Source organism: Klebsiella michiganensis, assembly GCF_002925905.1.
In the GTDB taxonomy this organism is placed as follows: Bacteria; Pseudomonadota; Gammaproteobacteria; order Enterobacterales; family Enterobacteriaceae; genus Klebsiella; species Klebsiella michiganensis.
In genome coordinates, this window is sequence record NZ_PRDB01000007.1 from 136581 (window position 1) to 162798 (window position 26218).

The following is a 26218-nucleotide window of genomic DNA, read 5'->3' on the forward strand; positions in this document are numbered from 1 at the left end:
AACGATGCGATTTAACCATAAAGTTGTGGCCATTACCGGCGCCGCGCAGGGGATTGGCCGACAGACCGCAGAGCAAGCGGCGCGTGAGGGCGCGCGGCTGCTGTTGATTGACCGCTCTCGCTATGTTCATGAACTGGCGGCGGCGCTGAACGACGCCGGTAGCCAGGCGCTGGCGCTGGAAGCCGATCTTGAACAATGGGAAAGCACCGAGCGGGCTTTTGCCGACGGCGTGGCCCATTTTGGCCACCTGGATGTATTAATTAACAACGTCGGCGGCACCATTTGGGCGCGGCCGTTCGCGGAATATCAGCCGGAGCAGATAGAGAAGGAGATTCGCCGCTCGCTGTTTCCGACCCTGTGGGGCTGTCGGGCTGCGCTACCGTGGATGCTGAAGCAGGGCAAAGGCAGTATCGTTAATATTTCGTCGGTGGCGACGGCGGGCGTGAATCGGGTGCCTTATTCCGCAGCGAAAGGCGGCGTTAATGCGCTGACCCGTTCGCTAGCCCTTGAATATAGCGCAAACGGGATCCGCATTAACGCCGTGGCGCCGGGGGGCACCGAGGCGCCTGCGCGCCGGACGCCGCGGAATGAGGAGCTGCCGTCGGCGCAGGAGCAGGCGTGGTATCAGCAGGTGGTCGATCAGACGGTGGCCAGCAGCCTGATGCATCGCTACGGTACGCTGGCGGAGCAGGCCAATGCCATCCTGTTTCTCGCCAGCGATGAGGCCAGCTATATCACAGGCGTGACGCTGCCGGTCGCCGGCGGCGATCTCGGTTAGCGCCGGGTCGCCTGCCAGCAAAGCAGGGAGCCGGCGCACACCATTCCGGCTCCCTGCCAGAACGACCACGACAGCGCGGCGCTGAGCAGTGCCGCCGCCAGCGCCGAGGAGAGCACCGGCGTAAAGTAGGAGGCGGCGGCCAGCAGGCTGACGTTGCCGTGCAGGATCCCGACGTTCCACGCCGCGTAGCCTAATCCCAGAGCAACGGACAGCGCGATCAGTTTGGCTATCACCGGCCAGCTAAAGACCATGGGCGGCTGTTCGCTGAACAGGAACTTTAGCCACAGGGTCAGGGCGGTAAGCAGAACAAAAAGGGTAATCCCGTTTTTGCCCTTCGCGTATTTAGCGGTGACCGTGCAGTAGGCCGCCCAGATAAACGCGCCGATGAACGCCAGAATATAGCTCAGCGGGCTGGAAACCACGTTGCGGATAATTTCATCTACATTCAGACCATGCTCACCGCCTAATACCCAGGTGACGCCGAATAAAGCGAGAAATAATCCCGGAATAACCAACCAGCTGCTTTTTTGGCCGTTAAACAGAATGGCGAATAAAATCGTCAGGCTGGGCCACAGATAATTAACCATGCCCACTTCAATAGCCTGCTGGCGGCTACCGGCTAATCCGACCGACAGCGCCAGGCAAATTTCATAGCTGACGAACAGCAGGCTCCCTGCCAGTAAATAGGGGCGAGGGATCTGACGTATTTGCGGGAAGCCGACGGTAAAGATCAGCAAAAGGCCGCTCAGGCTGTAGATCATCGCCGCGCCGCCCACCGGACCAAGCCCTTCGCTTACGCCACGAATCAGCCCGACCATGGTGCTCCACAAGACGATAGCGGCCAATCCAATGAGCGTGGCTCTCTTCTTCTCCATATTTAACCTGATGTTGGTTCAAACGCAGTCGGGTTTTATAACACTTTTTTTTCGCTTCCGGGGGATATTTTCCTCCGCGCTTAATCCCAATGGAGTAACGAAATTCAACGTGGCTGACTATTAAGGGGTCATGGGTTCAGGACATTGATTTGACGCAAATAAAACAGGGTTATTGCTGTTAATTTCCACTCCCGCAATGAATAAACATCCCGCATGGAGGGGAACAATGGACGTCAGCCGCAGAAAGTTTTTTAAAATCTGCGCAGGCGGTATGGCCGGAACAACAGCCGCTGCATTGGGTTTTGCGCCCAAAATGGCCCTGGCTCAGGCGCGTAATTACAAATTGCTGCGCGCCAAAGAGATCCGCAACACCTGCACATACTGCTCCGTGGGCTGCGGGCTATTAATGTATAGCCTGGGCGACGGCGCGAAAAACGCGAAAGAAGCGATTTACCACATTGAAGGTGACCCGGATCATCCGGTGAGCCGCGGCGCGCTGTGCCCGAAAGGCGCGGGGCTGCTTGACTATGTTCATAGCGACAACCGCCTGCGCTATCCGCAGTACCGCGCGCCGGGTTCGGATACATGGCAGCGCATCTCCTGGGATGACGCGTTTACCCGCATCGCCAAACTGATGAAAGCCGACCGCGACGCCAATTTTATTGAAAAGAACGAACAGGGCGTGACGGTTAACCGCTGGCTGTCCACCGGGATGTTATGTGCCTCTGCGGCCAGTAATGAAACCGGCATGCTGACGCAAAAATTTGTGCGCTCCCTCGGCATGCTGGCGGTAGACAACCAGGCGCGCGTCTGACACGGACCAACGGTAGCAAGTCTTGCTCCAACATTTGGTCGCGGTGCGATGACCAACCACTGGGTTGATATCAAAAACGCTAACGTCGTGGTGGTGATGGGCGGTAACGCCGCCGAAGCCCATCCGGTGGGATTCCGCTGGGCGATGGAGGCGAAAAACAACAACGATGCGACGCTGATTGTCGTCGACCCGCGCTTTACGCGCACGGCGTCGGTGGCCGATATCTATGCGCCTATTCGCTCCGGCACGGACATTACCTTCCTGTCCGGCGTGCTGCTGTACCTGATCGAAAATAACAAAATCAATGCCGAGTACGTTAAACACTACACCAACGCCAACCTGCTGGTGCGCGACGATTTTGCCTTCGAAGATGGCCTGTTCAGCGGCTACGATGCCGAAAAGCGTCAGTACGATAAGTCTTCGTGGAACTATCAGTTCGACGAAAACGGCTACGCCATGCGCGACGAGACGCTGCAGCATCCGCGCTGCGTCTGGAACCTGCTGAAGCAGCACGTTTCGCGCTATACGCCGGAGGTGGTGGAGAATATCTGCGGTACGCCAAAGGCGGACTTCCTCAAAGTGTGCGAAGTGCTGGCGTCAACCAGCGCGGCGGACCGAACCACCACCTTCCTTTACGCGCTGGGCTGGACGCAGCATACCGTCGGGGCGCAGAACATCCGTACCATGGCGATGATTCAGCTGCTGCTCGGCAATATGGGGATGGCGGGCGGCGGCGTCAACGCGCTGCGCGGGCACTCCAATATTCAGGGGCTAACCGATTTAGGCCTGCTCTCAACCAGCCTGCCGGGCTACCTGACGCTGCCGTCGGAACAGCAGACGGATCTGCAAAGCTATCTCGCCGCCAATACGCCGAAGGCGACGCTGGCCGAACAGGTGAACTACTGGAGCAACTATCCGAAGTTCTTCGTCAGCCTGATGAAATCGTTCTACGGCGACGCGGCGCAAAAAGAGAACGACTGGGGCTTCCACTGGCTGCCGAAATGGGACCAGTCTTACGACGTTATCAAATATTTCAATATGATGGATAACGGCAACGTCACGGGCTATATCTGCCAGGGCTTCAATCCGGTGGCTTCGTTCCCGGACAAAAACAAGGTGGTCCGCAGCCTGAGCAAGCTGAAGTACATGGTGGTTATCGACCCGCTGGTAACCGAAACGTCGACCTTCTGGCAAAACCACGGCGAGTCGAACGATGTTGACCCGGCGGCGATTCAGACCGAAGTGTTCCGCCTGCCGTCCACCTGCTTCGCCGAAGAGGATGGTTCAATCGCCAACTCCGGGCGCTGGCTGCAGTGGCACTGGAAAGGCCAGGACGCGCCGGGCGAAGCGCGCAACGACGGCGAAATTCTGGCCGGCATTTACCACCGTCTGCGCGAGCTGTATCGCACCGAGGGCGGCAAAGGCGTCGAGCCGCTGCTGAAGATGGGGTGGCACTACAAGCAGCCGGATCGTCCGGAATCAGAAGAGGTCGCGAAAGAGAACAACGGCTACGCGCTGGCGGATCTCTTCGACGCTAACGGCGCGCCGCTGGCGAAGAAGGGCCAGCTGTTGAACAGCTTCGCGCTGCTGCGCGATGACGGTACCACCGCGTCGTCCTGCTGGATCTATACCGGCAGCTGGACCGAGCAGGGCAACCAGATGGCCAACCGCGATAACGCCGATCCGTCAGGCCTCGGCAACACGCTCGGCTGGGCATGGGCGTGGCCGCTCAACCGGCGCGTGCTGTACAACCGCGCGTCGGCGGATATTAACGGCAAGCCGTGGGATGCGAAGCGGATGCTGATCCAGTGGAACGGCAGCAAGTGGGTTGGCAACGATATTCCGGACTTCAATACCGCGCCGCCGGGCAGCAAAACCGGGCCGTTTATTATGCAGCCGGAAGGACTGGGGCGCCTGTTTGCCCTGAATAAGCTGGCGGAAGGTCCGTTCCCGGAACACTACGAGCCGATGGAAACGCCGCTTGGCACCAACCCGCTGCACCCGAACGTGGTCTCCAGCCCGGTGGTGCGCCTGTATGAAGAGGATGCCCTTCGTTTAGGTAAGAAGGATAAATTCCCGTACGTCGGCACCACCTATCGCCTGACCGAGCATTTTCATACCTGGACCAAGCATGCGCTGCTCAATGCGATTGCGCAGCCGGAACAGTTTGTCGAAATCAGCGAAGGTCTGGCGAAAGCGAAGGGGATTGCCAACGGCGATCGGGTGACGGTCAGCAGCAAGCGCGGCTTTATTCGCGCGGTAGCGGTGGTGACGCGTCGTCTGCAAACGCTCAACGTTAACGGCCAGCAGGTAGAAACCGTCGGGATCCCGCTGCACTGGGGTTTTGAAGGGGTAGCCCGCAAAGGTTACATCGCCAATACCCTGACGCCAAACGTCGGGGATTCCAACTCGCAAACGCCGGAGTACAAGGCGTTTCTGGTCAACATCGAGAAAGCGTAAGGAGCGAATGCATGGCGATGGAAACCCAGGACATTATCAAACGCTCCGCCACCAACCCGATCACGCCCGCGCCGCGCGCGCGGGATTTTAAGGCGGAAGTGGCGAAGCTGATCGATGTCTCCTCCTGCGTAGGCTGTAAAGCCTGCCAGGTGGCCTGTTCCGAGTGGAACGATATCCGCGATGAGGTTGGGCACTGCGTCGGGGTGTACGACAACCCCGCCGATCTGAGCGCCAAATCCTGGACGGTAATGCGCTTTAGCGAAACCGAACAGAACGGCAAGCTGGAGTGGCTGATACGCAAAGACGGCTGCATGCACTGCGAGGACCCGGGCTGCCTGAAGGCGTGCCCGTCCGCCGGGGCGATTATTCAGTACGCTAACGGCATCGTCGACTTTCAGCAGGAGAACTGCATCGGCTGCGGCTACTGCATCGCCGGGTGCCCCTTTAACGTCCCGCGCCTCAATAAAGAGGATAACCGGGTCTATAAGTGCACCCTGTGCGTTGACCGGGTCAGCGTCGGCCAGGAACCGGCCTGCGTGAAAACCTGCCCAACCGGCGCGATTCACTTCGGCAGCAAGAAAGAGATGCTGGAAGTGGCCAACGAGCGCGTGGAAAAGCTGAAGAAACGCGGCTATCCCCATGCCGGGGTGTATAACCCGCCGGGCGTCGGCGGCACCCACGTGATGTACGTGCTGCATCATGCGGACCAGCCGGAGCTGTACCACAACCTGCCGAAAGAGCCGCAGATCGATACGTCGATCAACCTGTGGAAAGGCGCGCTGAAGCCGCTCTCGGCGGTCGGGTTTATCGCCACCTTCGCCGGGCTGATTTATCACTACATCGGGATTGGGCCGAATAAAGAAGCGGATGACGATGAGGAGGAGCATGATGAGTAAATCGAAAATGATTGTGCGCACGAAGTTTATTGACCGCGCCTGTCACTGGACGGTGGTCATCTGCTTTTTCCTGGTGGCGCTATCGGGGATCTCGTTTTTCTTCCCGACGCTGCAGTGGCTGACCGAAACCTTCGGTACGCCGCAGATGGGGCGTATTCTGCATCCGTTCTTCGGGGTACTGATTTTCGTGGCTCTGATGTTTATGTTTGTGCGCTTTGTCCATCACAATATTCCCGACAAGCAGGATATCCCCTGGCTCAAGGGCATTATTGAGGTACTGAAAGGCAACGAGCATAAAGTGGCGCGGGTAGGGAAATATAACGCGGGGCAGAAAATGATGTTCTGGACCATCATGAGCATGATTTTTGTGCTGCTGGTGACCGGCGTGATTATCTGGCGGCCCTGGTTTGCCCACTATTTCCCGATTCAGGTTATTCGCTATAGCCTGCTGATTCACGCGACCTCGGCGATTATTCTTATTCATGCGATTCTGATCCACATGTATATGGCGTTTTGGGTGAAGGGATCGATTAAAGGCATGATCGAAGGGAAGGTGAGTCGCCGCTGGGCGAAGAAGCATCATCCGCGCTGGTATCGCGAGGTGGAGCGTCAGGAAGCGAAGAAAGAGAGCTGTGAAGGGCTGAAGTAAGCGTAACTGAGCAACCCGCTCTGGCTGAAGCCGGAGCGGATCAGGTATTGGTAACAAGGGCGTCAATGGCGGAAATAACTTCGCCTCTGGCGCTTTTTAAGTTACAGATAAAATCTTCGCGCTTGATCAGCTTATTATTAAGGTTTGTCATCATCGGCGAACAAAGCATAAACGTTTCAAATTCAATATTTACCTCAGGAACTGAATAATCAATCTGCCAGTGAGCCTATGAAATAATCACGCCGTTTTATGGATAAATATGCCACCCGGCGTTTTTATCTGGTCTGCCGTTTAATAATACACAATAATGCCGACGGTATGTTTTATAACAAGTGATTAGTTGTATGAAAAAGACTATTTTTTCGTTAGCGCTTGGCACTTTTGGTCTCGGAATGGCGGAATTTGGCATCATGGGCGTATTACCTGAAATTGCCCGTGACGTCGGAATATCTATTCCCGCCGCGGGCAATATGATCTCCTGGTATGCGCTTGGCGTCGTCATCGGCGCGCCGGTGATGGCGCTGTTCTCCAGCCGCTTTTCGTTAAAATCGGTGATGCTGTTCCTCGTGGCGCTGTGCGTGATCGGCAATGCCATCTTTACGCTATCTTCCAGCTATTCGATGCTGGCGCTGGGGCGCCTGATCTCCGGTTTCCCGCACGGCGCCTTCTTTGGCGTGGGGGCGATCGTTCTGTCGAAAATTGCGCCGCCGGGGAAGGTCACCGCCGCGGTGGCGGGAATGATTGCCGGAATGACGGTCGCAAATTTGCTGGGGGTTCCCGCCGGAACCTGGCTTGGCCATCAGTTTAGCTGGCGCTATACCTTTCTGGCGATTGCGGTGTTTGACATCGCCGTGCTGGTCGCCATCGCCTGGTGGGTGCCCACGCTGTTTGATAAACCGACGACGCGCTTACGCTCGCAGTTTCATTTTTTAACATCGCCCGCACCGTGGTTAATTTTTGCCGCGACGATGTTCGGCAATGCCGGCGTATTCGCGTGGTTTAGCTATATTAAGCCGTTTATGATTAACGTCTCCGGTTTTGGTGAGAGCGCCATCATAGCCATTATGCTGCTGGCGGGGCTGGGGATGGTTCTGGGGAATTTATTCAGCGGTAAAGTCTCCGTCCGTTATAGCCCGTTACGTATTGCCGCCGTGACGAATGGCGTGATTGTCGTGACTTTATTACTTCTGTTCCTCGTGGGTGAGAATAAAGCCGCCGCATTAACCCTCGCGTTTATTTGCTGCGCGGCCCTGTTTGCCCTGTCGGCACCGCTGCAAATTCTGCTGCTGCAAAATGCGAAGGGCGGCGAGATGCTGGGCGCGGCGGGTGGCCAGATCGCCTTTAATCTCGGCAGCGCCATTGGGGCGCTATTCGGCGGGATGATGATTACGGCCGGTCCTGGCTGGCGTTTCGTTGCCTTACCGGCCGCGCTGCTTTCGTTTCTTGCGCTCAGTTCGCTGCTGATTTATGCCCACCATCAGCGGCGTCTGGCCTGATTAAGCCCGCTGGCAGCTATTCCTGCCACGGCTCGCCGAGGGTCAGCATTAACCGGTTGGCCCAGGCAAAGAAAGCCGCCGATTGCAGTAAATCCAGTCGGGCGAGGGTATCCAGCCCCTGTTGCTCGACGGCGGCAAGGTGGTCAACGGACAAAGCGGGAGGGGTAACGGAAATCGCGGCGGCGAAATCGATCTGCGCCTGCCATCCCGGCGTCTGCCCGTCGCTTAACTGCTCTCCCGGCGTCACCGCCAGCAGCGTCTCTATCGCCGTTTCATCTTTAGCCAGCTGTGCCGCTTTGCGCGCATGCACCGAGGCGCAATAAATACAGCCGTTGATTTTGCTCGCCACCGTTGCCGCCAGCTCGCGCTCAGCGCGCGGCAGGCCGCCGGGAGTATAAAAGATCCCTTTGTCGGTTAACGTACGCTGCTCCAGCACCGGCAGGTTGCGCGCCAGCAGGCGGAAGTAGGGCGAATCGCTGTGGCCGAATTTCGCCAGCAGCGCCTGCTCGTCGGGGGTAAATTCCGCCAGCGGTTTAGCCGCCAGCCAGGGCTCCCAGTGCAGTTCATCGCGGGTGAAGTGCACCGGCGCCTTCTTACCGCTGATGGTTTGCGGCGAGGTATGCCAGAATCCCGCCACCGTCGGGGTTTGTGCGACGTGGATATTTTTGCCGTTAAGCAGGCGCAGCCCAACGACCAGCCGGCTCTGGAAGCTGACAAACGCGATAAGCTGGGCGAGGGTGACGATGCCGCGCAGGCTCCATCCGGCGCGGATTAAGGCCTCAAGCGCCGACGGCGTGGCCTCCACGGGCGTAAAGGTCAACAGCCGGGCAAAGGCCAGCGCCGGCGCCAGCCGCGGCGATGTGGGGTCGGCAATGCCAAAGCCGGCGTAGTGGGCGGCCAGCGCATCGCTCTCATGCAGCTTCGCCACCCTCGCGGCCACGGCAAAACGCTCGTCGAGCGGAAAGTCGTTATCCTGCTGACCAAACAGCGTTTCATAACTTCCCTGAGCATGGCGGGTGGCCGCCTCGCGCACGGCTCGCGCCGCCGCTAAGGCGGAATCGGGGGCAATTTCTGCCAGTTCGGCCAATATATCCTGACTGAGCGTCATGGTGACTCCTTATCGTATCTGCGGGGCAATATGCTGAGCGATCAGCTCAATGGAACGAAGCGTGTCGCGGTGCGAGGGTTCAACGGAGTGCACCTGAAACGAAATATCGGTTACCCGCCGCAGGACGCTATCGCGGGCCAGCGAAGCGGCGACGTGCTGCGGGTCGCCAACGTGCGCGTCAAGCTGCGGCAAAAAATCAGTGACAGTGTCACCAATAATATCATGACCTGCGGCGCGATGCTGGGCAGCCTGCTGGCGCAGGCCGGGTTCAGCGACCTGCAGTGCATACTGCTGGCTATCGGCGACAAAGGCCGTCCGCGAGGCGAGGATCCTTGGCTCGACGCCCGCCGGCAGCGCGGCGAGATAGGCGTCAATAATCGGATTCTGGATAGCGTCCAGCGGCAGCGTGGGCTGTCCAGCCGGACGCGGCTGCGTGCGCGAGAGCATCAGCCCGTGCCCGGCCTGAGCCGCGCGAACCGCCCCCTCAATGGAAAAGGTGGCAATCCAGATGCGCTCCGCCAGCTGCGGTGCCTGAGGGTACAGATGATTATCCGGGTGCGAGAGCGAATCCCCGCGCCAGGCGCTTTGAATCAGATGCAGGTGTTCGGCAAATACCGCGCTGCGCTGGTCCACCGTCAGCCCGAAGGGTAAAAACGAGGTGGGGGTGCCGCCGGAGCCGAAGCCCACCTCCAGCCGTCCATCGGCGAGCAGATCCAGCACCGCCGCATCCTCCGCCACCCGCAGCGGGTTTTCCATTGGCAGGGTGATAATGGCGGTGCCAAGACGAATGCGCTCGGTGTGCGCCGCGGCGTGGGCGAGAAAGACCAGCGGCGACGGCAGGCCGCCTTCGTGCTCATGAAAATGGTGCTGAGCGATCCACGCGCTGTCGAATCCCAGGCGTTCCGCGTGGCGAATTTGCTCGGTGGCCAGCCGGTAGCGCTCTTTAGGCGTGGCGTGGTCCAGCAGACGGGTGAAAAAGCCCAGTCGTTTACGCGTCATGCAACCTCCTTGCTCGGGGATGAAAAGTGGGGAATCGCGGCGATAAGCTCGCGGGTATAGTCATGCTGCGGGGCGCTGAACAGTCGGCTGACGTCGCCGTGTTCAACCACCTGGCCCGCCCGCAGCACCGTCACGCTGTGGGCGATACGGCGCACCGTCGCCAAATCGTGAGTGATAAACAGATAGCTCAGCCCCAGCTGCTGCTGAAGCTGCTGCAGCAGCGCGAGAATTTGCGCCTGCACCGTGACGTCCAGCGCCGAAGTCGCTTCATCGAGGACAAGGATCGTCGGTTCAAGGATTAAGGCGCGGGCGATGGCCACCCGCTGCCGCTGGCCGCCGGAAAGCTCACGGGCGGTTCGCGACAGCAGCTCCGGAGCGAGCGCCACGCGGGCGGCGACCGTTTCGACGCGCTGGCGCCGCACTTCGGCGTTGAGGCGGTCGAAGTTTTTTAACGGCTCTTCGATAATCTCAAACAGCGTTTGCCGCGGGTCCAGCGAGGCAAAAGGATTCTGGTAAACGAACTGAATTTTACGCCGCAGCTGGCGGAGCGCCTCGCGGCTGAGATGCCCGGCATCGATACCGTCGATAGCGATATGGCCGCTATCGGCCTTTTCGAATCCCAGTAGGATCCGCGCAAGCGTCGTTTTGCCGGAGCCGGACTCGCCGACCAGCGCGTGGGTGCTGCCGCGCTTCACCTCGAAGCTCACGGCGTCCAGCGCCTGCAAATGCGCGGAGCCTAATGAGAAGCGCTTGCTGATGCCCTCCACGCGGATCGCCGGGGTCGCCAGCACGCGCCCGCTGGCCGGGGCAATGGTCAGCGTCGAACCCTGGAGATCGCTGAGCAGCTGGCGGGTATAGGTATGCTGCGGCGTACGTATGACATCGCCGGTCGCGCCCTGTTCCTGAATCTCGCCGTGGCGAAAGACCAGCAGGCGGTCGGCGCGTTCCGCCGCCAGCGCCAGATCGTGGGTGACGAACAGTACCGCCGTGCCGGACTCCCGGCGCAGCGTATCCAGCAGGTCGAGGATCCGTTTCTGTACCGTCACGTCGAGGGCGCTGGTGGGCTCATCGGCAATGATTAAGTCGGGTTTCAGGGCGATCGCGATAGCAATCAGCACCCGCTGCTTCATACCGCCTGAAAGCTGGTGGGGATATTGATCGATGCGCTGTTCCGGGTGGCTCAGCCCAACTTTGGTCAGCAGCGCCAGCACCTGCGCTTTACGCGCCGCGACGCTGCTTTTTTGATGCAGACGCAGGATTTCGCCCACCTGCGCGCCGATGGTTTTCACCGGATTCAGGGAGTTGCCCGGATCCTGAGGCACCAGGCTAATCCGCGCGCCGCGCAGGCCGTCGAGGCGTTTAGCGGACCAGCCGCTGATATCTTCGCCATTAATCAAGATACGCCCGCTGTCCCGGCGCGCGTTATCCGCCAGCAGGCCAATAATCGCCTGCGCGGTGGTGGTTTTACCCGAGCCGGATTCACCGACAAACGCCAGCATTTCGCCGCGTTTGACCTGAAAACTCACGTCGTGCACGACCTCGCGCCATTCACGCTGTGAACGATAGCTGATGCGCAGATGCTCTACGCTTAAAACATTCATCGGCGTTCTCCGCTAAATTGACGGCTAATACGGTTGGCGGCGAGCACGACCGCAATCACCGCAATACCGGGAAGGGTGGTCAGCCACCAGGCGGTGGAGAGATAGTTGCGGCCTTCGGCGATCAGCAGACCCCACTCCGGGACCGGCGGCGGCGTGCCGTAGCCGAGAAAACTCAGGGTCGAGAGCGCCAGAATGGCCTGGCCGAACTGGAGGGTGGCAAAGGCCAGCACCGCGGTGAGCGAGTTGGGCAGAATATGCCGCCAGAAAACGGCGAAAAAGGTGCCGCCGCTGCCGTAGGCCGCTTCGACGAAGTCGCTGTGGCGTACGCGGACCACCTCCGCTCGCGCCAGGCGGGCAAAGCTGGCGACGGCCGCCGCGCCTACCGCGACGGCGGCGTTGAGCGTGCCGAAACCGAGCAGAATGATGACCGTCAGCGACAGTAATAAAGAGGGGATCGCCAGCAGCACGTCGACCAGGCGCATGATTGCCGACTCCACGCGTCCCGCCAGCGCGCCGGCCAGCGTGCCCAGCGCGGTACCGATAAACAGGCCGATCGCCACCGCCGCCAGCGCGGCGGAAAGCGAATGAACGGCGCCGAAGACGATGCGGCTCCACAGATCGCGGCCCAGCTGGTCGGTTCCCAGCCAGTGGCCGGCCTGCGGGGCCAGCCGCTGGGCGCCGGGGAACCCTTCCAGCGGGCTATAGGCGGTAAACAGCTGCGGAGCGATAGCCATCAGCGCGGCAACGATCATCACCGCCCAGGCCAGCAGCAGACCGGGCTGGACGCGCCGCGTACGCCAGTTTGACGTGCGGCGGCGCGCGGCGGTTGCGTAATCCACCAGGCTCATACGGCACCTCCGATAACGGTTTTCAGGCGCGGGTCGAACAGCGGCATCAGCAGGTCGACCAGCAGATTAATCAGCACGAAACCGAGGGCAGAGATCATCACCACCGCCTGCAGTACCGCGATATCCTGATTATTAACGGCCTGCTGCGTCAGCAGGCCCAGACCGCCGCGGCCAAACACGGTTTCGGTAATCAGCGCGCCGGCGATCAGTTCCCCCAGCAGCAGACCGGCGATGTTGAGCACCGGCAGCAGGGCGTTGCCGGTAACGTGCCGCCACAGGGCGCCGGTTTCGCTCAGGCCTTTGGCGCGGGCAACGGCGACAAACGGCTGCGCGGCGACCTGATCCAGACTGCGTATCAGGATTTGCGCCAGCGGAGCGGAAATCGGCACCGCGACGGCAATAATGGGCAAAATCAGCCCCTCAATCGGCCCGGGATTGATCACCGGGATCCAGCGCAGCTGAAAGGAGAAAATCTGAATCAGGGCGATGCCGAGCCAGAACGTCGGCAGCGAGATAAACAGCGCCGGCAGGGATTGTAGCGCGTTGCTGAGCCAGCGCAGGCCCGGCAGCCGTGAGGCGAAGGCGAGGGCGAAGGCCAGCGCCACCGCCAGAGTAAAGGCGGGCAGCGCCAGGCTTAATGTTTCCGGCAGGTTGCTGGCGATAAGCGCGCTGACCGGCAGCCCGGCCTGCAGCGAATAGCCAAAATCGCCACGCAGCATGGCCATCAGCGTATGGAAGTACTGTCTCCACAGCGGGCTATCGGCCCCGTAGGCGAGGCGCATTTCGGCGATCTGCTCAGGGCTGAGCCCCAGATCCGGATTCTGAAACTTGATCAGTACCGCATCGCCGGGTAGCACCTGTAACAGGACGAAGGAGAGGGTAAACGCGGCCCACAGCACCAGTAAACCCTGACCGGACCGCCGCAGAAGATAGTGGCTCATCGCGGGCTCCTTAGTGCTTTTCCAGCCAGGCGCCGTAGAACGACGGACGGCCTACCGCTTCAAAACTGACGCCTTTCACCCACGGCGCGCCGGCAAAGACCTGCGGCTCTTCAAATATCGGGATCACGTAGGCGTTGTCCAGCAGGTAGCGCTGGGCGTCGCCGGTGAGCTGGAGGCGTTTTTGCGGCTCGACTTCGGCTGAGATCGCGGTCAGCAGCGCGTTGAGCTTATCGTCGCGGAAGCGTTGTACTTTGTCGCTGGAGCCGCCTTTTTGCAGCAGCGCGTCGCGGTTAGCGGGGAAGAACATGCTTTTCACCACGTCAGGGTCGGCGCGGCCCACTTCCGACACGGTAAGCGGCGTTTTCAACGGGTCGAGGCTGTCCAGCGTACGGCTGCCGGCATCACCGGCTTTGACCGCCAGCGCAACGCCGACCTGGCGCCACTGCTGGGCGACAAGCTGGAGTACCTCTTTGTTTTGCGGCTGGGGCAGGGATTCATAGACGGTTAATGCCAGGCGCTGGCCATCTTTGACCCGTATACCGTCGGCGGCCGGTTTCCAGCCCGCCTCATCAAGTAGCTGTTTCGCTTTGGCCGGATCGAAAGCCAGCTTATCGCTGAGGTTAACGTATCCGGCCGCGGTGCTGGCGACGACGGAGGTCGCCTGCGGATAGTTGGCGGAGAACAGGGTTTCAACCACCTGTCTGGCGTCGGTGGCGTGCAGCAGCGCCTGACGAACGCGCAGGTCGGCAACCAGCGGATTATCCGGGCGGAAGCTCAGGCTGTCGTTAACGCCGCGCGTCGGGGCGGCATAGATTTTAAAGCCCCGATCGGTTGCCTGCTTTTCATCATAGGCCTGCACCTGGCGAATAAAATCGGCCTGACCTGCCAGCAGCGCGCCAACGCGTACGCCATCTTCCGGGGTGACGATATAGGTTATGCCGTCGAGATTCGCTGGCCCCTGCTGGGCGAGACTTTTCGGCCCCCATTGATAATCCTGACGTGCGACCAGAGCGAGTTCACGTCCCGGCTTTTCATCTTTAACCGTAAAAGGCCCGGAGCCAATAATATGGCGGGCGTCGCCCAGCTCTTCAAAATTTCGCGCCAGGGTGCTCAGGGAAACCAGCCCGGAGCCGATGGTCGCGGTGCCCTGCAGAAATCCCGGCGAGGGCTTTTTAAAGTAGAACTTAACCGTCAGCGGATCGATGACTTCGCTGCGATCGTAGTTATTAATCACCTCGGACACCGGCAGGCGGTGCGCTTTATTACCGAGGCCGTAGGTATCAAAGTTTTTGGCAACCGCATTGGCGTCAAGCGGGGTGCCATCAGAAAAGGTGACGCCAGGGCGAATCTTAAAGGTATATTCGGTTTTATCCGCGTTGGCGCTCCAGCTTTCGGCAATCCACGGTTCGACTTGTAAGGTTTTTGGATTTTGCCAGGTTAGCTTATCGGTTATTTGATTAAGAATACCGCCGTTAGGATAAAAGCCTCCGGCCGGGGGATAAAGATTGGTATGCGGCTGCTGCTCCAGATAAATTAACGTGCCGCCTTTAACCGGCGCGTCGGCGGCCCACGCGGAAAACGCGCCGCTCAAAAAAAATGCCGCCAGCGCGGGCAGGCGAAAACGGGTGTGCATGGTGAATTCCTTTGTTATCTCTTGTTTGGCCATCATCGGGCGCGCGTTTTAACAAAGGAAGTAAGGATTTGCGCTAAGCATTTGCATAAAAAGCATTTATACCCGGCTCGATTTTTAGGGGCTGGTATTTACATGCCTTTCAGCTGAAACTCATGCTGGATAATTTAATGACTGAGAGATAGTCAGCGTAATAAAGGGATAGCGACGATGCTGAAGTATTTACTGATGTTGGCGATGACGGTGCTGGCAGGCTGTACCAGCGCACCCAATTTGCCCTCTACTGATACCATTATTAAGGTTAAACCTATTGAGTCGGGCATCATTGCCAATTCAAACAAATACAGCTATCGATTCTTCCGTAAAGGGGTGCCGCAGGAGTACCAGCGTTATAATACTTTCTACGAACGCTTCAATAAGGTCGCATCCGGCGTACGGGTGAATTTTGTCGTGAAACAGCATGAGGTTGTTGCGGAATATCTGGTGGTGCTCGACAAGCGCAGGCTGGATGCCAGTCAGCTAAGTCTGTTAACCACCCAGTATCATGCGACCGCGCTGGACAACGACCATCTTGGCGTACTGTTTAAAGCGACCGGTTTCTGGTCAACCGTTGATCCCAATGAGCTGGATGACGCTTATCGCCTTGCCAGACCCGTCGTCGTGTCAATTAACGATAAAACGCAGACCATTAGCCCTCTGGGAGAGATCGCCCTGATTCCGCTGGTGCCGCTATTTCCGCTGGTGATGATGTACGGTTGCGCAACGGGGCCGTGCGTGTAAAGGGACAATTAAACCTCTCCCGTAGCGGGAGAGGTCCGAAGATTAGCGGCGGAAATCAATGACCATACGGCCGCGAATCTGTCCCTGTTCCATCTCCTTGAAGATGGCGTTGATATCGCCCAGCGGACGCAGGGTCACTTTCGGTACGACTTTCCCTTCCGCGGCAAACTGGAAGGCCTCGGTCAGGTCCTGACGGGTACCGACCAGCGAACCCACCACTTCAATACCGTCGAGGACCAGACGCGGAATGTCCAGGCTCATCGCTTCCGGAGGCAGGCCCACCGCCACCACGCGTCCGCCGGCGCGAACCGCATCCACCGCTGAGTTAAACGCCGCTTTGGCGACTGCGGTTACCACCGCGGCATGCGCGCCGCCGGTTTTCTCATGAATAATTTTGGCCGCGTCTTCGCTGCGGGAGTTGATGGTCAGGTCCGCGCCCATTTCCGCGGCCAGCTTCAGCTGTTCATCATTAACGTCAAGGGCGATGACTTTGGCGTTAAACACGTTTTTGGCATACTGCAGCGCCAGATTGCCGAGGCCGCCGAGGCCATAAATGGCAATCCACTGGCCGGGTTTGATATGTGAGACTTTGACCGCTTTATAGGTGGTGACGCCCGCGCAGGTGATGCTGCTGGCCGCCGCAGAATCGAGCCCGTCCGGCACTTTGACCGCATAATCGGCCATGACGATACACTCTTCCGCCATACCGCCATCCACGGTGTAGCCGGCATTTTTCACCGAGCGACACAGCGTTTCGTTGCCGCTGTTACAATATTCACAATGCCCGCAGCCTTCGAAGAACCACGCCACGCTGGCGCGATCGCCCGGCTTCAGAGAATGAACGCCGGGGCCGACCTGCTGCACAACGCCCACGCCTTCATGGCCCAGAATGACCCCGGTTTTATCGCCAAAGTCGCCGTTCTTAACGTGCAGGTCGGTGTGACATACGCCGCAGCAATCCATTTTTAAAAGGGCTTCGCCATGTTGCAGGGGACGAAGCGTTTTTTCCGTAACATTGACCTGGTGATCTTGCGTGACGACAGCAGCTTTCATTCTGTTCTCCTTATTGAACATAAGCGTATTAACACAATTTTGTTTTTTACGCATGCTAAGGTTTAGCTTAAATATTCATTAAATCAAGGGAATAATAGATATTCCTTGCCGGGGTGAGCTTGGTGCGCCGATTTTTTAATCAGATTTATTAATGAAATTCGCGTCACATTACTGTCATCGTTACGTCATACACGCTTCATTTGCGGCCTCTATCGTTCTGTTTTTCAATTTCTTATAACGATAGAGCGACACGACAATGCATCTGGTAAAAACACTCCTTGCCTCAGGCCTTCTGCTTTCCGCTACCGTTCAGGCGCAGAACGTACTGGATTTCCCGCAGCCGAAAAACAACCCTGAAGAGTTTTATGCCGTGACCGAAATTCCCGCGGGCGGCATTATCAAATATGAAACCGACGCCAAAACCGGATTTCTGATCGCCGATCGTTTTCAGTCGATGCCGGTGGCCTATCCGGCTAACTACGGTTCGCTGACGCAATCCCTGGCAGGGGATGGCGATCCGCTGGACGTGGTGTTTTATACCCGCGCGCCGATGGCGCCGGGAACGCTGATTAAGCTGCGCGCGATTGGCGTGCTCAAGATGATTGATGGCGGCGAGAAGGACGACAAAATCATTGCCGTTCCGGCAAGCAAAATCGACCCAACCTACGATGACATCAACACCATCGGCGATCTGCCGAAAATTGAGCAGGAGCGTTTGCAGGCTTTCTTCCGCGTTTACAAACAGCTGCCGGAAGGGCGTAAAAAAGTGGAGCTGAACGGCTTTAACGATGCCGCCGCCGCGAAGCAGGAAATTAAAGCGGCATGGGATGCCTGGAAAGAGAAAAATCCGCAATAAGCGGAAAAACAGGCATCGCCCGGTGCCTGTCGCTTTTTCTTCGCCTTATTCTCCGCAGAGTGAGGCAATACGCTACGAAAGCGCTGATTACCCCCGACATGATGCTAACCCTGCCGGGCGGCCGGGAAGCCCCGGGCATTGACAGCCGCGTTCGGATGGTGGTTGTATGATGCAACCATTTGTTGACCAGGCTGCCTGACCATGACGACGTTCCCGCTTGTTGATGAAATTCGTACCGCGTCGCGCCTGATGGTGCGAGAGCTGGGCTTTATGAGCGCGACGCTTGCCGCCACGGACTATTCACCTTCCGCCGTGCACACCTTACTGGAAATATCGCTCCGCGGGGCGATGACCGCCGCGCAGCTGGTACAGATCCTCGGGCTCGATAAATCGAGCGTTAGCCGAATGCTTTCCCGACTACTGGCCGCCGGCGAGCTCCAGGAAAAACCCTCCGCCGGCGACGGGCGCTTCAAGCAGCTTGCGTTAACCGCCAAAGGCGCGGCGACAGTCGATAAAATTAACGCCTACGGCGCAATGCGGGTTGTCAACGCGCTGGCGCACCTGAGCGATGAGCAGAAACAATGTGTTGCGCAGGGGCTCACCGCCTGGGCCGGGGCGCTGGAAAAATGTCGCGACGCTGAGGCGACCGCCGCGAAAAAGGCGATTGATATCGTTACCGGCTATCGTCCGGGAATGATTGGCCGCATTACGCAGATGCACGGCGAGTACTATGCGAAGCATTATGAATTTGGTCACTTTTTCGAGAGCAAAGTGGCCAGCGGGCTAGCGGAGTTTTCCGGTCGTCTTGAGAAACCGTGCAACCGGGTTTGGCTTGCCGTTCAGGGTGAGCAGATTGTCGGATCGGTGGCGATTGACGGCGAGGATCTTGGTAATAATGAAGCGCATCTGCGCTGGTTTATCCTCGACGATAGCTGCCGGGGAAGCGGTGTTGGCCGACGTCTGCTGAATGAAGCGATGGCCTTTTGCGATAGCCAGAACTTCACCGCGGTGCGGCTGTGGACCTTCAGCGGGCTGAACGCCGCCCGCAGGCTGTATGAATCCTTCGGCTTTACGCTGGATAAAGCGTGGCAGGGGGATCAGTGGGGGCGGATGATGACCGAGCAGCAGTTTAGTCGGGTCAAACCCGTTGCGCCTGCCGGCGCGGAATAATCTCCCGGCGCGGATCGCCGCGCCGGGAGAGCGCCTGTTAGCCTAATAACGTCGCAATCGTTGTTATCTCCTTACGCCACTGCGCCTGCAGCTGCGGTTTTTGATGTTTTGGTTTGCGCGCCAGATCGTCGGCCAGCAGCTGCTCAAGCGTGACTAACCGCTCCAGCAGCGCATCCTGGTCCTCCTCCGGTTCGCTACTGTTCACCGTCGCGGCCTGCGTCGCCGGACGACGAACGGCGGTGCGCAAAATCTCATACACCTCTTCGCTGCTGTGCCATTCGCTCAGCCCGCGCTCGTCGATAAGCCAGAAGCGATTGCAGCTGCGGTTAATGAGCTCGCGATCGTGGCTCACCAGCAGCAGGCCGCCGGGATAGTCGCGCAGCGTAGCCGCCAGCGCCGTTTTGCCATCCATATCTAAATGGTTGGTGGGCTCATCCAGCAGCAGCAGGCTATAGCGGGCCAGAGAGAGGCCGACGAACAGCAGGCGCGAACGCTCGCCGCCGCTTAAGGTGGCGACCTTTTGCCCGTGACGCGGCCAGCTGAATCCGGCGGAAATTAGCGCCCGCCTGCGCGCATCCGGGCCTGGTTCAAAGGGCTCCAGCGCGTCGAGAAGGGTATCGTCATCCGCCAGCTGATGCAGGGTCTGGTCGTAATAACCCGGCTTCAGCCGCGGGTGCAGACGCAAACCGCTTTCCGTCGTTTCCTGCTGCATTTGCCGCCACAGCAGACGCAGCAGCGAAGACTTGCCGCCGCCGTTACGGCCCATCACCGCCACCCGATCGCCGCTTTTCAGGCGAGCCAGGCCTGCGGTAAACAGGGCCGGCAGACCGGGCGCGGGGGGAACCGGGAGCTGTTCCATCTCCAGCAGTCGGTCCGCCCGCAGCATGTCGCCGTGGAGCGCCAGCCGCCAGGGGGTGCCCATGGTCAGCTCGGTTTGGCTCTCCTTCAGGCGTTGAACCTGCTTCTCCATCTGCTTGGCTTTGCGGGAGAGATCTTCGTTGTCATAGGTCCGACCCCAGATAGCCAGCCGTTTGGCGCTGGCGGCGACCCGGTCGATCTCCTTTTGCTCGGCTTTATGGCGCTGCGCATCGCTGGCGTCCTGCTCTTCCAGCGCCCGGCGGGCGGCGCTGCAGGGCAGGGAGAAGGCGTGCAGCGTTCTGTCGCGCAGGATCCAACTGGAATTAGTTACAGCATCCAATAAGATATTATCATGCGACACCAGAACGAAGCTCCCCTGCCAGGTTTGCAGGAAGCTTTCCAGCCACAGGAGGGTCGGCAGGTCGAGGTGGTTTCCCGGCTCATCCAGCAGCAGGAGATCCGGCTGCTGAATCAGCGCCCTGGCAAGCAGTAGCCGGGTATGCTGACCGCCGCTCAGGGTTGACGCCCGCTGCGCGGCCTCATCTGGCGTAAAGCCCATCTCTGCCAATAGCCTCTCCGCTTGCCAGCGCTGACTCTCACGCTCAGGGGCGGGAAGTTTCGCCAGTACCACCTGCAGCAGGGGCTGCGCTAACAGCGCATCGGGTAGATGCTGTTCCACACGCGCCATCAGACAGTGACTGGCCAGCGCCACGCTGCCCGAACTGGGCACGATCGTGCCGTCCAGCACCTGTAGCAGGGTACTTTTTCCGCAGCCGTTATAGCCAATCAGGCCAATACGGTCGCCTTTTTTCAGGGTAAAGGAGAGGTTTGTGAACAGCGGGCCAAACGCCGTATCAACATGAAGAGATTGTGCAGTTAGTAATGTGCTCATTGTGAACTTACTCAAGAGTTACAGGCATGTGAATGCCTCGTCAAACATCGCTGACGATAACCCGGTAAGCCCGAGGGAAGGGAGTTAGTCTATGGTTTCTTCGCTCAAGCTGAAGTTATCGCAGCACGATACCGATAACGCTTGAGCAGGTGCGATCGCCAAATGCACGTGAAAAAAACATTTCACAGTACGACATGGGATCCTCCTTTTTTATTCAGTGAGTTGATGGGTGCTGGCAGTGTAGAGGGAGAAAGCGGTTTTGACCAGATGAGAATAAAAAAAGGCCTGCAAAGCAGGCCCCCTGTATGACTCATCTACCGGTTAAATCGACGTGCGCCGGTAGTTCCGGTACTCCGGCTGCCAGAAGTTATCGGCGATCGCCTGCAGCAACGCTTCGGCGGAGGTTTTCACCGCCACGCCCTGTTCCTGGGCGATTTTACCCACCGCAAACGCGATAGCGCGCGAAACGCTCTGAATATCCTTCAGCTCCGGCAGAACCGGGCCTTCACCGTTATTCACCAGCGGCGAATGTTTCGCCAGGGTTTCGCTGGCGGCCATCAGCATCTCATCGGTCACGCGCGATGCGCCCGAAGCGATAACGCCGAGGCCAATTCCCGGGAAAATATAGGAGTTATTGCACTGGGCGATAACGTACTGTTTGCCTTTGAGGGTGACCGGGGCAAACGGGCTGCCGGTGGCGACCAGCGCCGCGCCGTCGGTCCAGCTGAGGATATTCTGCGGCGTGGCTTCCACCCGGGAGGTCGGGTTGGAGAGCGGCATCACGATTGGCCGCGGGCAGTGCTTGTGCATCTCGCGGATAATCTCTTCGGTGAATAGCCCCGGCTGCCCGGAAACGCCGATCAGGATATCCGGTTTGACGTTGCGCACCACGTCGAGCAGCGACAGCACATCATTCGTGGTGTCCCACGTTTGCAGATGCTCACGCTTTTGCACCAGTTTGCTCTGGAACGGCAGCAGGTTCGGCATGGCGTCGGTCAGCAGACCGAAACGGTCAACCATAAAGACGCGTTTACGGGCTTCCTCTTCGCTTAACCCTTCGCGCTGGATTTGCGCGACGATCTGCTCTGCGATACCGCAGCCCGCGGAGCCGGCGCCGAGGAAGACAATTTTCTGCTCGCTCAGCTGGCTGCCCGCGCCGCGGCTGGCGGCGATCAGCGTACCGACGGTGACCGAAGCGGTGCCCTGGATATCATCGTTAAAGGAGCACACTTCGTGGCGATAGCGGTTAAGCAGGGGCATGGCGTTTTTCTGCGCGAAGTCTTCGAACTGCAGCAGTACGTCCGGCCAGCGGGCTTTAATCGCCTGGATAACGTCGTCGACAAACTGATAGTACTCGTCGTCGGTGATGCGCGGGTGGCGCCAGCCCATATACAGCGGATCGTCCAGCAGCTGCTGGTTGTTGGTACCGACGTCCAGCACCACCGGCAGCGTGTAGGCCGGGCTGATACCGCCGCAGGTGGTATACAGCGACAGTTTGCCGATAGGAATGCCCATCCCGCCGATACCCTGGTCACCGAGGCCGAGAATACGTTCGCCGTCGGTCATCACGATAACCTTAACGTTGTGGTTCGGTACGTTTTGCAGAATATCGTCGAGGTTATTGCGGTTCTGATAAGAGATAAACACGCCGCGGGCGCGACGATAGATCTCAGAGAAGCGTTCACAGGCGGCGCCGACGGTCGGGGTGTAGATAACCGGCATCATTTCGTCGAGGTGGTTGCCGACCAGGCGGTAGAACAGCGTTTCGTTGGTATCCTGGATATTGCGCAGGTAGATGTGCTTGTCGATCTCGGTTTTAAATCCCTGGTACTGGATCCACGCGCGTTCGGCCTGTTCTTCGATAGTTTCGACCACTTCCGGCAGCAGGCCCAGCAGGTTGAAGCTGCTGCGCTCTTCCATGCTGAAGGCGCTGCCTTTGTTGAGCAGCGGAAATTCAAGCAGCACGGGGCCGGCGTAAGGGATGTATAGAGAGCGGTTTTTCTTATGAGTGAATTGCATCGCACTAACTCCTTGATAATCGCTTCAGCCCGGGCGCGGCGACAGGCGGGGGGCTGGCAGGGAATGGCAGCGGGCAGAGTATAAAGCAGAAGACATCAAAGGAGGGTAAACATGAGGCCGATAGTCTTAAAAAAACACCATCCCGGGGAGAGGACGGTGTTTTTATCATCATTCAGCTGAAAATTTAGCCACCGCGGCGCTTGCGGCCGGTGGCGCGAACATGGTTAACCGTGGTTTCCGCATCGCCTTCCAGCAGCACTTTTTTCTGCTGAGAAAGCTTGTAGTTCAGACCAAGAAGATGACGTGCCTGTTGGTTCGATTTCATTCTTACTCCTTTATCCTGTGTCGGTTTCAAGGACAAGCCCGACGGGTGTCGGACGAAATTTAACCCTTAAGTACGCCGCGCATTTTTAGCGCGGCGATAATCATCGTGGCCCATTTTGCCGGGTTTAGCAACGTTGAGTCGGCAGATTAAGAACAGTCTTTTTAGCGAACCCCGGTTCGTCGGCCGGACAGGAGGTCACCCGCCATCCGGCAGAAAGGCCCGCACGTTAGCCAGTCTTACCACTTCATTTCGCCGGTATTCACTTTGGCGCTCAGTTCCAGCGAACTCTCTTCCGCGAGTCCTGGCCAGCGCTGTTTCATCGCCTTGATAACGCCGGCGGAATCTTTGTGCGCGTTGAGCGCCTGCTCGAACTGGGTCAGATAATCGCGGGTAAAGGTAATTGCGCGGTCGCCTGCGGGCGGAGTCCCCAGGTAATGGCCGGGGATCACCTGCTGCGGATGCAACGCGGCCATCTCGTCGAGCGTACTTATCCACTGCTGGCGGCTTTCGACGCTCTGGGTATCCGCCGTCCAGACGTGCATGCACCACGCCACGCCGGTCCCGCCAAGAATGGCTTTATTCGCCGGGATCCAGACATAGGCGGCATAATTTTGCGGCTGGCGGATCTCAACCTTTTCGCCGTCGATGGTGAAGGTGTTTGCCGTCAGCGCTTGCGGGACGTAAACCTGCTTCGGCGCGCCGTCCTTCATCTGCGGGCCCCAGTAGGCCAGTTTGGCCGCTTTGGTGGCGTTAATGTGTTTAACCACTTCCGCGGTCGCCACCACGTTGACATCCGGGAAAGCCTTCACCAGCGGCTCGAGGCCGAAATAGAAGTCCGGATCGCCGGAGGTAATCACGATGCGGGTCAGTTTTTTACCGCTTTTCTTAATCATTTCAACCAGCTTCTCGCCATCTTTGACGCTGAATTGAGCGTCAAACAGCACCGCTTCATGCGGGCCGGAGGCGAGGGTGGAGTTAACCGCGAAAATGCCGTTCTCCTGCGGGTTGTAGGTTTGCAGCGTTAGGGGCGCGGCCAGAACTGACGTGCTGAACAGCGTGGTCGCGATAGCAAGGGCAGATAATTTCATATTCGTTTTCTCTTGGTCAGGTGAATGAGCGCTATTGTACGGATTTCATGATTTGCGAAAATTCCTGAAAAAAGAGATGCTGAGTTTCATAAAACGTGCAGATGGAAATCAGTTATGGATCGGGTAATTGCCGCGCAGGTGTATATGCGCATTTGTGAACTGGGGAGCTTAAGCGCCGCCGCCCGCGCGCTGGGGATGTCGCGTCCGATGGTCAGCCGCTATCTGGAACAGATGGAGCAGTGGGCGGGAACCCGGCTGGTCCATCGCTCAACTCGCAAACTGACGCTCACGGCTGCGGGGGAAAAGGTGCTGCAAAAAACGCGCACCCTGACGCAGCTGTCGGATGAGATCGCCGGGCAAAGCGAGCGTGCGATCCCCAGCGGGACGCTGCGCGTCGCCTGCGCTCACTTTACGGCGATGCAGCTGATTTCGCCGCTGCTCCCCGATTTTCTCGCCCGTTATCCGCAGCTGCGCCTTGAGCTGGATATCAATAATCACCCGGTCAGCCTGATCGGCGAACGGATCGACGTGGCGATTCGGATCACCGACAATCCGGAGCCCGGGGCTATCGCCCGCCGCCTTGGCGTGTGTCGTTCGGTGCTGTGCGCGTCGCCGCGCTGGCTTCAGCAGAACGGTCCGCTGCAAACGCCGGAAGATCTCACTCGTCACAACTGCCTGCATTACAGCCATTTTGCCAGCCAGACCTGGCAGTTTAGCGACGCCAGCGGCGAAAGCGTGGCGGTGGCGGTTTCCGGCAACCTTAGCGCCGGGATCTCCTCGCTGCTGATGGAGGCGGCGGTCGCCGGCTGCGGCATCGCGATGCTGCCGGAGCTGGAGGCGCAGCGGGCGCTCAACAGCGGGGCGCTGAAACAGGTTTTACCGGCCTGGCGGCCAAAAGCGCTAAGCGTATATGGTATTTACCTTTCACGGGACTATCAGCCAAGCGCGCTGCCGCTGTTTCTCGGTGAGATTCAGCAGAAACTGGCGCAAACTCACGATATAAAAGGAACCCTTTAATGATAGTGCTTCGCCCAATGCGCGATACGGAGTACCCCGCGTATCTCGACTACTTTATCCCCGACTACGCGGCGGAAATCTCCGCCAATTACGCGCTCTCGCCGGCGGCCGCGTTAGCCCAGGCGCAGCGCGAAATCGCCGCGGATCTGCCCGACGGCGTCAATACTCGCGGCCAGGTTTTATGCTGCTTATTTGATGACAGTGACGGCGCAGAAAAGCGGGTCGGCTATCTCTGGTACAAGCCTGACGAAGAAATGCGCTCCGCCTTTATCTGCGATTTTTATATTTATCCGGCGTTTCAGGGACAGGGCCTGGGTAAACAAGCGATGGCGGCTTTTGAGCATGCGCTGAAAAGCCAGGGGATCGGCCAAATTAAACTGCGCGTGGCCGGGGATAATCAGCGCGCGCGCCATCTCTACGACGCCGCGGGTTTCCGCGTTACCGGCGTTAATATGAGTAAAAATATCCCGACGGATTGATCTGAAAAACGCCGCGCGCCGCCCAAATGCCTTAGGGGGTTCTATACTTAACCCTTTCATATCAAAAAAGGAGCGATATTATGGCAATCCATAAGAAAGGTCAGGCGCATTGGGAAGGGGATCTGAAAAGCGGAAAAGGAACCGTCTCGACCGAGAGCGGCGCGCTGAACCAGCAGCCTTATGGTTTTAACACCCGTTTCGAAGGCGTCAAGGGCACCAACCCGGAAGAGCTTATCGGGGCCGCCCATGCCGCCTGTTTCTCCATGGCGCTCTCGCTGATGCTGAGTGAAGAGGGCTACACCGCCACCTCCATTGATACCGTGGCGGTGGTGACGCTGGATAAGTCCGGCGGCGGCTTCGCCATCACCCAAATCGCGCTGCAGAGTAAAATTGTGCTGCCAGGCATCGAGGCCGATGCGTTTGACGGCATCATTCAAAAAGCCAAAGCCGGTTGCCCGGTGTCGCAGGTGCTGAACGCGGAGATAAGCCTCGACTACCAGCTCAATCCATAAGCTCACTGGCGCCCGCTATCGGCGGGCGCTCCTGCCCTAAAAGCCATCGTTGGCAAATGCCCCCGGCGTTAATA

Annotated in this window: 23 protein-coding genes; 11 read left to right on the plus strand and 12 right to left on the minus strand. The window is 58.7% G+C overall.

All coding sequences use genetic code 11. The features are described 5' to 3' along the window. The first annotated feature begins 4 nt into the window (after positions 1–4). Positions 5–778 carry a benzoate diol dehydrogenase BenD gene (gene benD, locus CDA56_RS16790; RefSeq protein WP_025108252.1) on the plus strand — a complete coding sequence of 258 codons (774 nt, stop codon included), beginning with the start codon at positions 5–7 and terminating at the stop codon, positions 776–778. Here the strand turns inward: benD and yddG are convergent. Then, on the minus strand, positions 775–1653 hold the full coding sequence (gene yddG, locus CDA56_RS16795) for an aromatic amino acid DMT transporter YddG (RefSeq protein WP_064357529.1): 879 nt from the start codon (positions 1651–1653) through the stop codon (positions 775–777). The genes benD and yddG overlap by 4 nt on opposite strands. A 226-nt stretch (positions 1654–1879) precedes the next feature. Here yddG and fdnG point away from each other — a divergent pair, with 226 nt between their 5' ends. The 4 genes from fdnG to araJ all read left to right on the plus strand — a co-directional run bounded on the left by fdnG (position 1880) and on the right by araJ (position 7968). Next, entirely contained in the window at positions 1880–4927 is a 3048-nt protein-coding gene (gene fdnG, locus CDA56_RS16810) for a formate dehydrogenase-N subunit alpha (RefSeq protein ID WP_139153608.1), read from the plus strand. Positions 4928–4938: 11 nt separating this feature from the next. Next, positions 4939–5823, plus strand: a complete 885-nt coding sequence (gene fdxH / locus CDA56_RS16815; protein WP_014838425.1) for a formate dehydrogenase subunit beta — start codon at positions 4939–4941, stop codon at positions 5821–5823. Continuing rightward, entirely contained in the window at positions 5816–6472 is a 657-nt protein-coding gene (gene fdnI / locus CDA56_RS16820; RefSeq protein ID WP_004120645.1) for a formate dehydrogenase-N subunit gamma, read from the plus strand. The genes fdxH and fdnI overlap by 8 nt, the downstream gene beginning before the upstream one ends. 344 nt (positions 6473–6816) lie before the next feature. Continuing rightward, positions 6817–7968, plus strand: a complete 1152-nt coding sequence (gene araJ / locus CDA56_RS16830) for an MFS transporter AraJ (RefSeq protein ID WP_102803941.1) — start codon at positions 6817–6819, stop codon at positions 7966–7968. A 16-nt stretch (positions 7969–7984) separates the two neighbouring features. On the opposite strand, the gene CDA56_RS16835 is transcribed toward araJ, so the two are convergent. Genes CDA56_RS16835 through CDA56_RS16860 form a run of 6 tightly spaced genes read right to left on the minus strand, consistent with a single transcriptional unit; the run spans position 7985 to position 15098 of the window. After that, positions 7985–9076, minus strand: coding sequence for an alkylhydroperoxidase domain protein (locus CDA56_RS16835; protein ID WP_004850720.1), 1092 nt, complete (start codon positions 9074–9076; stop codon positions 7985–7987). Between the two features lie 9 nt (positions 9077–9085). Beyond that, positions 9086–10075 (minus strand): putative FMN-dependent luciferase-like monooxygenase, encoded by a 990-nt coding sequence (locus CDA56_RS16840; RefSeq protein WP_102803940.1) that lies wholly within the window; start codon positions 10073–10075, stop codon positions 9086–9088. Further along, entirely contained in the window at positions 10072–11676 is a 1605-nt protein-coding gene (locus CDA56_RS16845) for a dipeptide ABC transporter ATP-binding protein (RefSeq protein WP_102803939.1), read from the minus strand. The genes CDA56_RS16840 and CDA56_RS16845 overlap by 4 nt, the downstream gene beginning before the upstream one ends. After that, a complete protein-coding gene (locus CDA56_RS16850; RefSeq protein ID WP_047723864.1) occupies positions 11673–12524 on the minus strand; it encodes an ABC transporter permease in 852 nt (283 codons plus the stop codon). Before CDA56_RS16850 ends, CDA56_RS16845 begins: the two co-directional genes overlap by 4 nt. Beyond that, on the minus strand, positions 12521–13465 hold the full coding sequence (locus CDA56_RS16855; RefSeq protein WP_102803938.1) for an ABC transporter permease: 945 nt from the start codon (positions 13463–13465) through the stop codon (positions 12521–12523). The genes CDA56_RS16850 and CDA56_RS16855 overlap by 4 nt, the downstream gene beginning before the upstream one ends. Positions 13466–13475: 10 nt before the next feature. Continuing rightward, positions 13476–15098 (minus strand): TIGR04028 family ABC transporter substrate-binding protein, encoded by a 1623-nt coding sequence (locus CDA56_RS16860; protein WP_025108260.1) that lies wholly within the window; start codon positions 15096–15098, stop codon positions 13476–13478. 207 nt (positions 15099–15305) lie between these two features. Here CDA56_RS16860 and CDA56_RS16865 point away from each other — a divergent pair, with 207 nt between their 5' ends. Next, a complete protein-coding gene (locus tag CDA56_RS16865; RefSeq protein WP_025108261.1) occupies positions 15306–15875 on the plus strand; it encodes a hypothetical protein in 570 nt (189 codons plus the stop codon). 42 nt (positions 15876–15917) lie between these two features. Here CDA56_RS16865 and adhP read toward each other — a convergent pair whose 3' ends face one another. Beyond that, on the minus strand, positions 15918–16928 hold the full coding sequence (gene adhP / locus CDA56_RS16870) for an alcohol dehydrogenase AdhP (protein WP_004120604.1): 1011 nt from the start codon (positions 16926–16928) through the stop codon (positions 15918–15920). Positions 16929–17184: 256 nt separating this feature from the next. On the opposite strand from adhP, the gene CDA56_RS16875 reads away from it, so the two are divergent. Further along, on the plus strand, positions 17185–17784 hold the full coding sequence (locus CDA56_RS16875) for an inorganic diphosphatase (protein ID WP_014229291.1): 600 nt from the start codon (positions 17185–17187) through the stop codon (positions 17782–17784). A 201-nt stretch (positions 17785–17985) separates the two neighbouring features. Continuing rightward, entirely contained in the window at positions 17986–18954 is a 969-nt protein-coding gene (locus CDA56_RS16880; RefSeq protein WP_102802862.1) for a bifunctional helix-turn-helix transcriptional regulator/GNAT family N-acetyltransferase, read from the plus strand. Positions 18955–18991: 37 nt separating this feature from the next. Here CDA56_RS16880 and CDA56_RS16885 read toward each other — a convergent pair whose 3' ends face one another. The 4 genes from CDA56_RS16885 to CDA56_RS16900 form a co-directional block, all read right to left on the minus strand. Beyond that, the gene (locus CDA56_RS16885) at positions 18992–20704 is read right to left on the minus strand and encodes an ABC-F family ATP-binding cassette domain-containing protein (RefSeq protein WP_102802863.1); all 1713 of its coding nucleotides are present in this window, start codon (positions 20702–20704) and stop codon (positions 18992–18994) included. Positions 20705–21025: 321 nt separating this feature from the next. Then, complete coding sequence (locus CDA56_RS16890; RefSeq protein WP_049083649.1) at positions 21026–22723, minus strand: NAD-dependent malic enzyme; 1698 nt, start codon at positions 22721–22723, stop codon at positions 21026–21028. Between the two features lie 184 nt (positions 22724–22907). After that, positions 22908–23048: a stationary-phase-induced ribosome-associated protein gene (sra, locus tag CDA56_RS16895; protein ID WP_004101955.1), complete on the minus strand. Its 141-nt coding sequence runs from the start codon at positions 23046–23048 to the stop codon at positions 22908–22910. 236 nt (positions 23049–23284) lie between these two features. After that, on the minus strand, positions 23285–24136 hold the full coding sequence (locus CDA56_RS16900; RefSeq protein ID WP_103814499.1) for a Vmh family MBL fold metallo-hydrolase: 852 nt from the start codon (positions 24134–24136) through the stop codon (positions 23285–23287). Between the two features lie 114 nt (positions 24137–24250). Between CDA56_RS16900 and CDA56_RS16905 the strand changes: the two genes are divergently transcribed. The 3 genes from CDA56_RS16905 to CDA56_RS16915 all read left to right on the plus strand — a co-directional run bounded on the left by CDA56_RS16905 (position 24251) and on the right by CDA56_RS16915 (position 26144). Continuing rightward, on the plus strand, positions 24251–25153 hold the full coding sequence (locus CDA56_RS16905) for a LysR family transcriptional regulator (RefSeq protein WP_102802864.1): 903 nt from the start codon (positions 24251–24253) through the stop codon (positions 25151–25153). Continuing rightward, positions 25153–25632 (plus strand): GNAT family N-acetyltransferase, encoded by a 480-nt coding sequence (locus CDA56_RS16910; protein WP_025108267.1) that lies wholly within the window; start codon positions 25153–25155, stop codon positions 25630–25632. Before CDA56_RS16905 ends, CDA56_RS16910 begins: the two co-directional genes overlap by 1 nt. Positions 25633–25712: 80 nt before the next feature. Next, positions 25713–26144 (plus strand): OsmC family protein, encoded by a 432-nt coding sequence (locus CDA56_RS16915; RefSeq protein ID WP_004138064.1) that lies wholly within the window; start codon positions 25713–25715, stop codon positions 26142–26144. Positions 26145–26218 lie beyond the last annotated feature (74 nt).

Bases quoted from the DNA above. Each gene is read 5' to 3' on its own strand.
- benD (WP_025108252.1), top strand. From the start codon at position 5: ATGCGATTTAACCATAAAGTTGTGGCCATTACCGGCGCCGCGCAGGGG.
- yddG (WP_064357529.1), bottom strand. From the start codon at position 1,653: ATGGAGAAGAAGAGAGCCACGCTCATTGGATTGGCCGCTATCGTCTTG.
- fdxH (WP_014838425.1), top strand. From the start codon at position 4,939: ATGGCGATGGAAACCCAGGACATTATCAAACGCTCCGCCACCAACCCG.
- fdnI (WP_004120645.1), top strand. From the start codon at position 5,816: ATGAGTAAATCGAAAATGATTGTGCGCACGAAGTTTATTGACCGCGCC.
- araJ (WP_102803941.1), top strand. From the start codon at position 6,817: ATGAAAAAGACTATTTTTTCGTTAGCGCTTGGCACTTTTGGTCTCGGA.
- CDA56_RS16835 (WP_004850720.1), bottom strand. From the start codon at position 9,076: ATGACGCTCAGTCAGGATATATTGGCCGAACTGGCAGAAATTGCCCCC.
- CDA56_RS16840 (WP_102803940.1), bottom strand. From the start codon at position 10,075: ATGACGCGTAAACGACTGGGCTTTTTCACCCGTCTGCTGGACCACGCC.
- CDA56_RS16845 (WP_102803939.1), bottom strand. From the start codon at position 11,676: ATGAATGTTTTAAGCGTAGAGCATCTGCGCATCAGCTATCGTTCACAG.
- CDA56_RS16850 (WP_047723864.1), bottom strand. From the start codon at position 12,524: ATGAGCCTGGTGGATTACGCAACCGCCGCGCGCCGCCGCACGTCAAAC.
- CDA56_RS16855 (WP_102803938.1), bottom strand. From the start codon at position 13,465: ATGAGCCACTATCTTCTGCGGCGGTCCGGTCAGGGTTTACTGGTGCTG.
- CDA56_RS16860 (WP_025108260.1), bottom strand. From the start codon at position 15,098: ATGCACACCCGTTTTCGCCTGCCCGCGCTGGCGGCATTTTTTTTGAGC.
- CDA56_RS16865 (WP_025108261.1), top strand. From the start codon at position 15,306: ATGCTGAAGTATTTACTGATGTTGGCGATGACGGTGCTGGCAGGCTGT.
- adhP (WP_004120604.1), bottom strand. From the start codon at position 16,928: ATGAAAGCTGCTGTCGTCACGCAAGATCACCAGGTCAATGTTACGGAA.
- CDA56_RS16875 (WP_014229291.1), top strand. From the start codon at position 17,185: ATGCATCTGGTAAAAACACTCCTTGCCTCAGGCCTTCTGCTTTCCGCT.
- CDA56_RS16880 (WP_102802862.1), top strand. From the start codon at position 17,986: ATGACGACGTTCCCGCTTGTTGATGAAATTCGTACCGCGTCGCGCCTG.
- CDA56_RS16885 (WP_102802863.1), bottom strand. From the start codon at position 20,704: ATGAGCACATTACTAACTGCACAATCTCTTCATGTTGATACGGCGTTT.
- CDA56_RS16890 (WP_049083649.1), bottom strand. From the start codon at position 22,723: ATGCAATTCACTCATAAGAAAAACCGCTCTCTATACATCCCTTACGCC.
- sra (WP_004101955.1), bottom strand. From the start codon at position 23,048: ATGAAATCGAACCAACAGGCACGTCATCTTCTTGGTCTGAACTACAAG.
- CDA56_RS16900 (WP_103814499.1), bottom strand. From the start codon at position 24,136: ATGAAATTATCTGCCCTTGCTATCGCGACCACGCTGTTCAGCACGTCA.
- CDA56_RS16905 (WP_102802864.1), top strand. From the start codon at position 24,251: ATGGATCGGGTAATTGCCGCGCAGGTGTATATGCGCATTTGTGAACTG.
- CDA56_RS16910 (WP_025108267.1), top strand. From the start codon at position 25,153: ATGATAGTGCTTCGCCCAATGCGCGATACGGAGTACCCCGCGTATCTC.
- CDA56_RS16915 (WP_004138064.1), top strand. From the start codon at position 25,713: ATGGCAATCCATAAGAAAGGTCAGGCGCATTGGGAAGGGGATCTGAAA.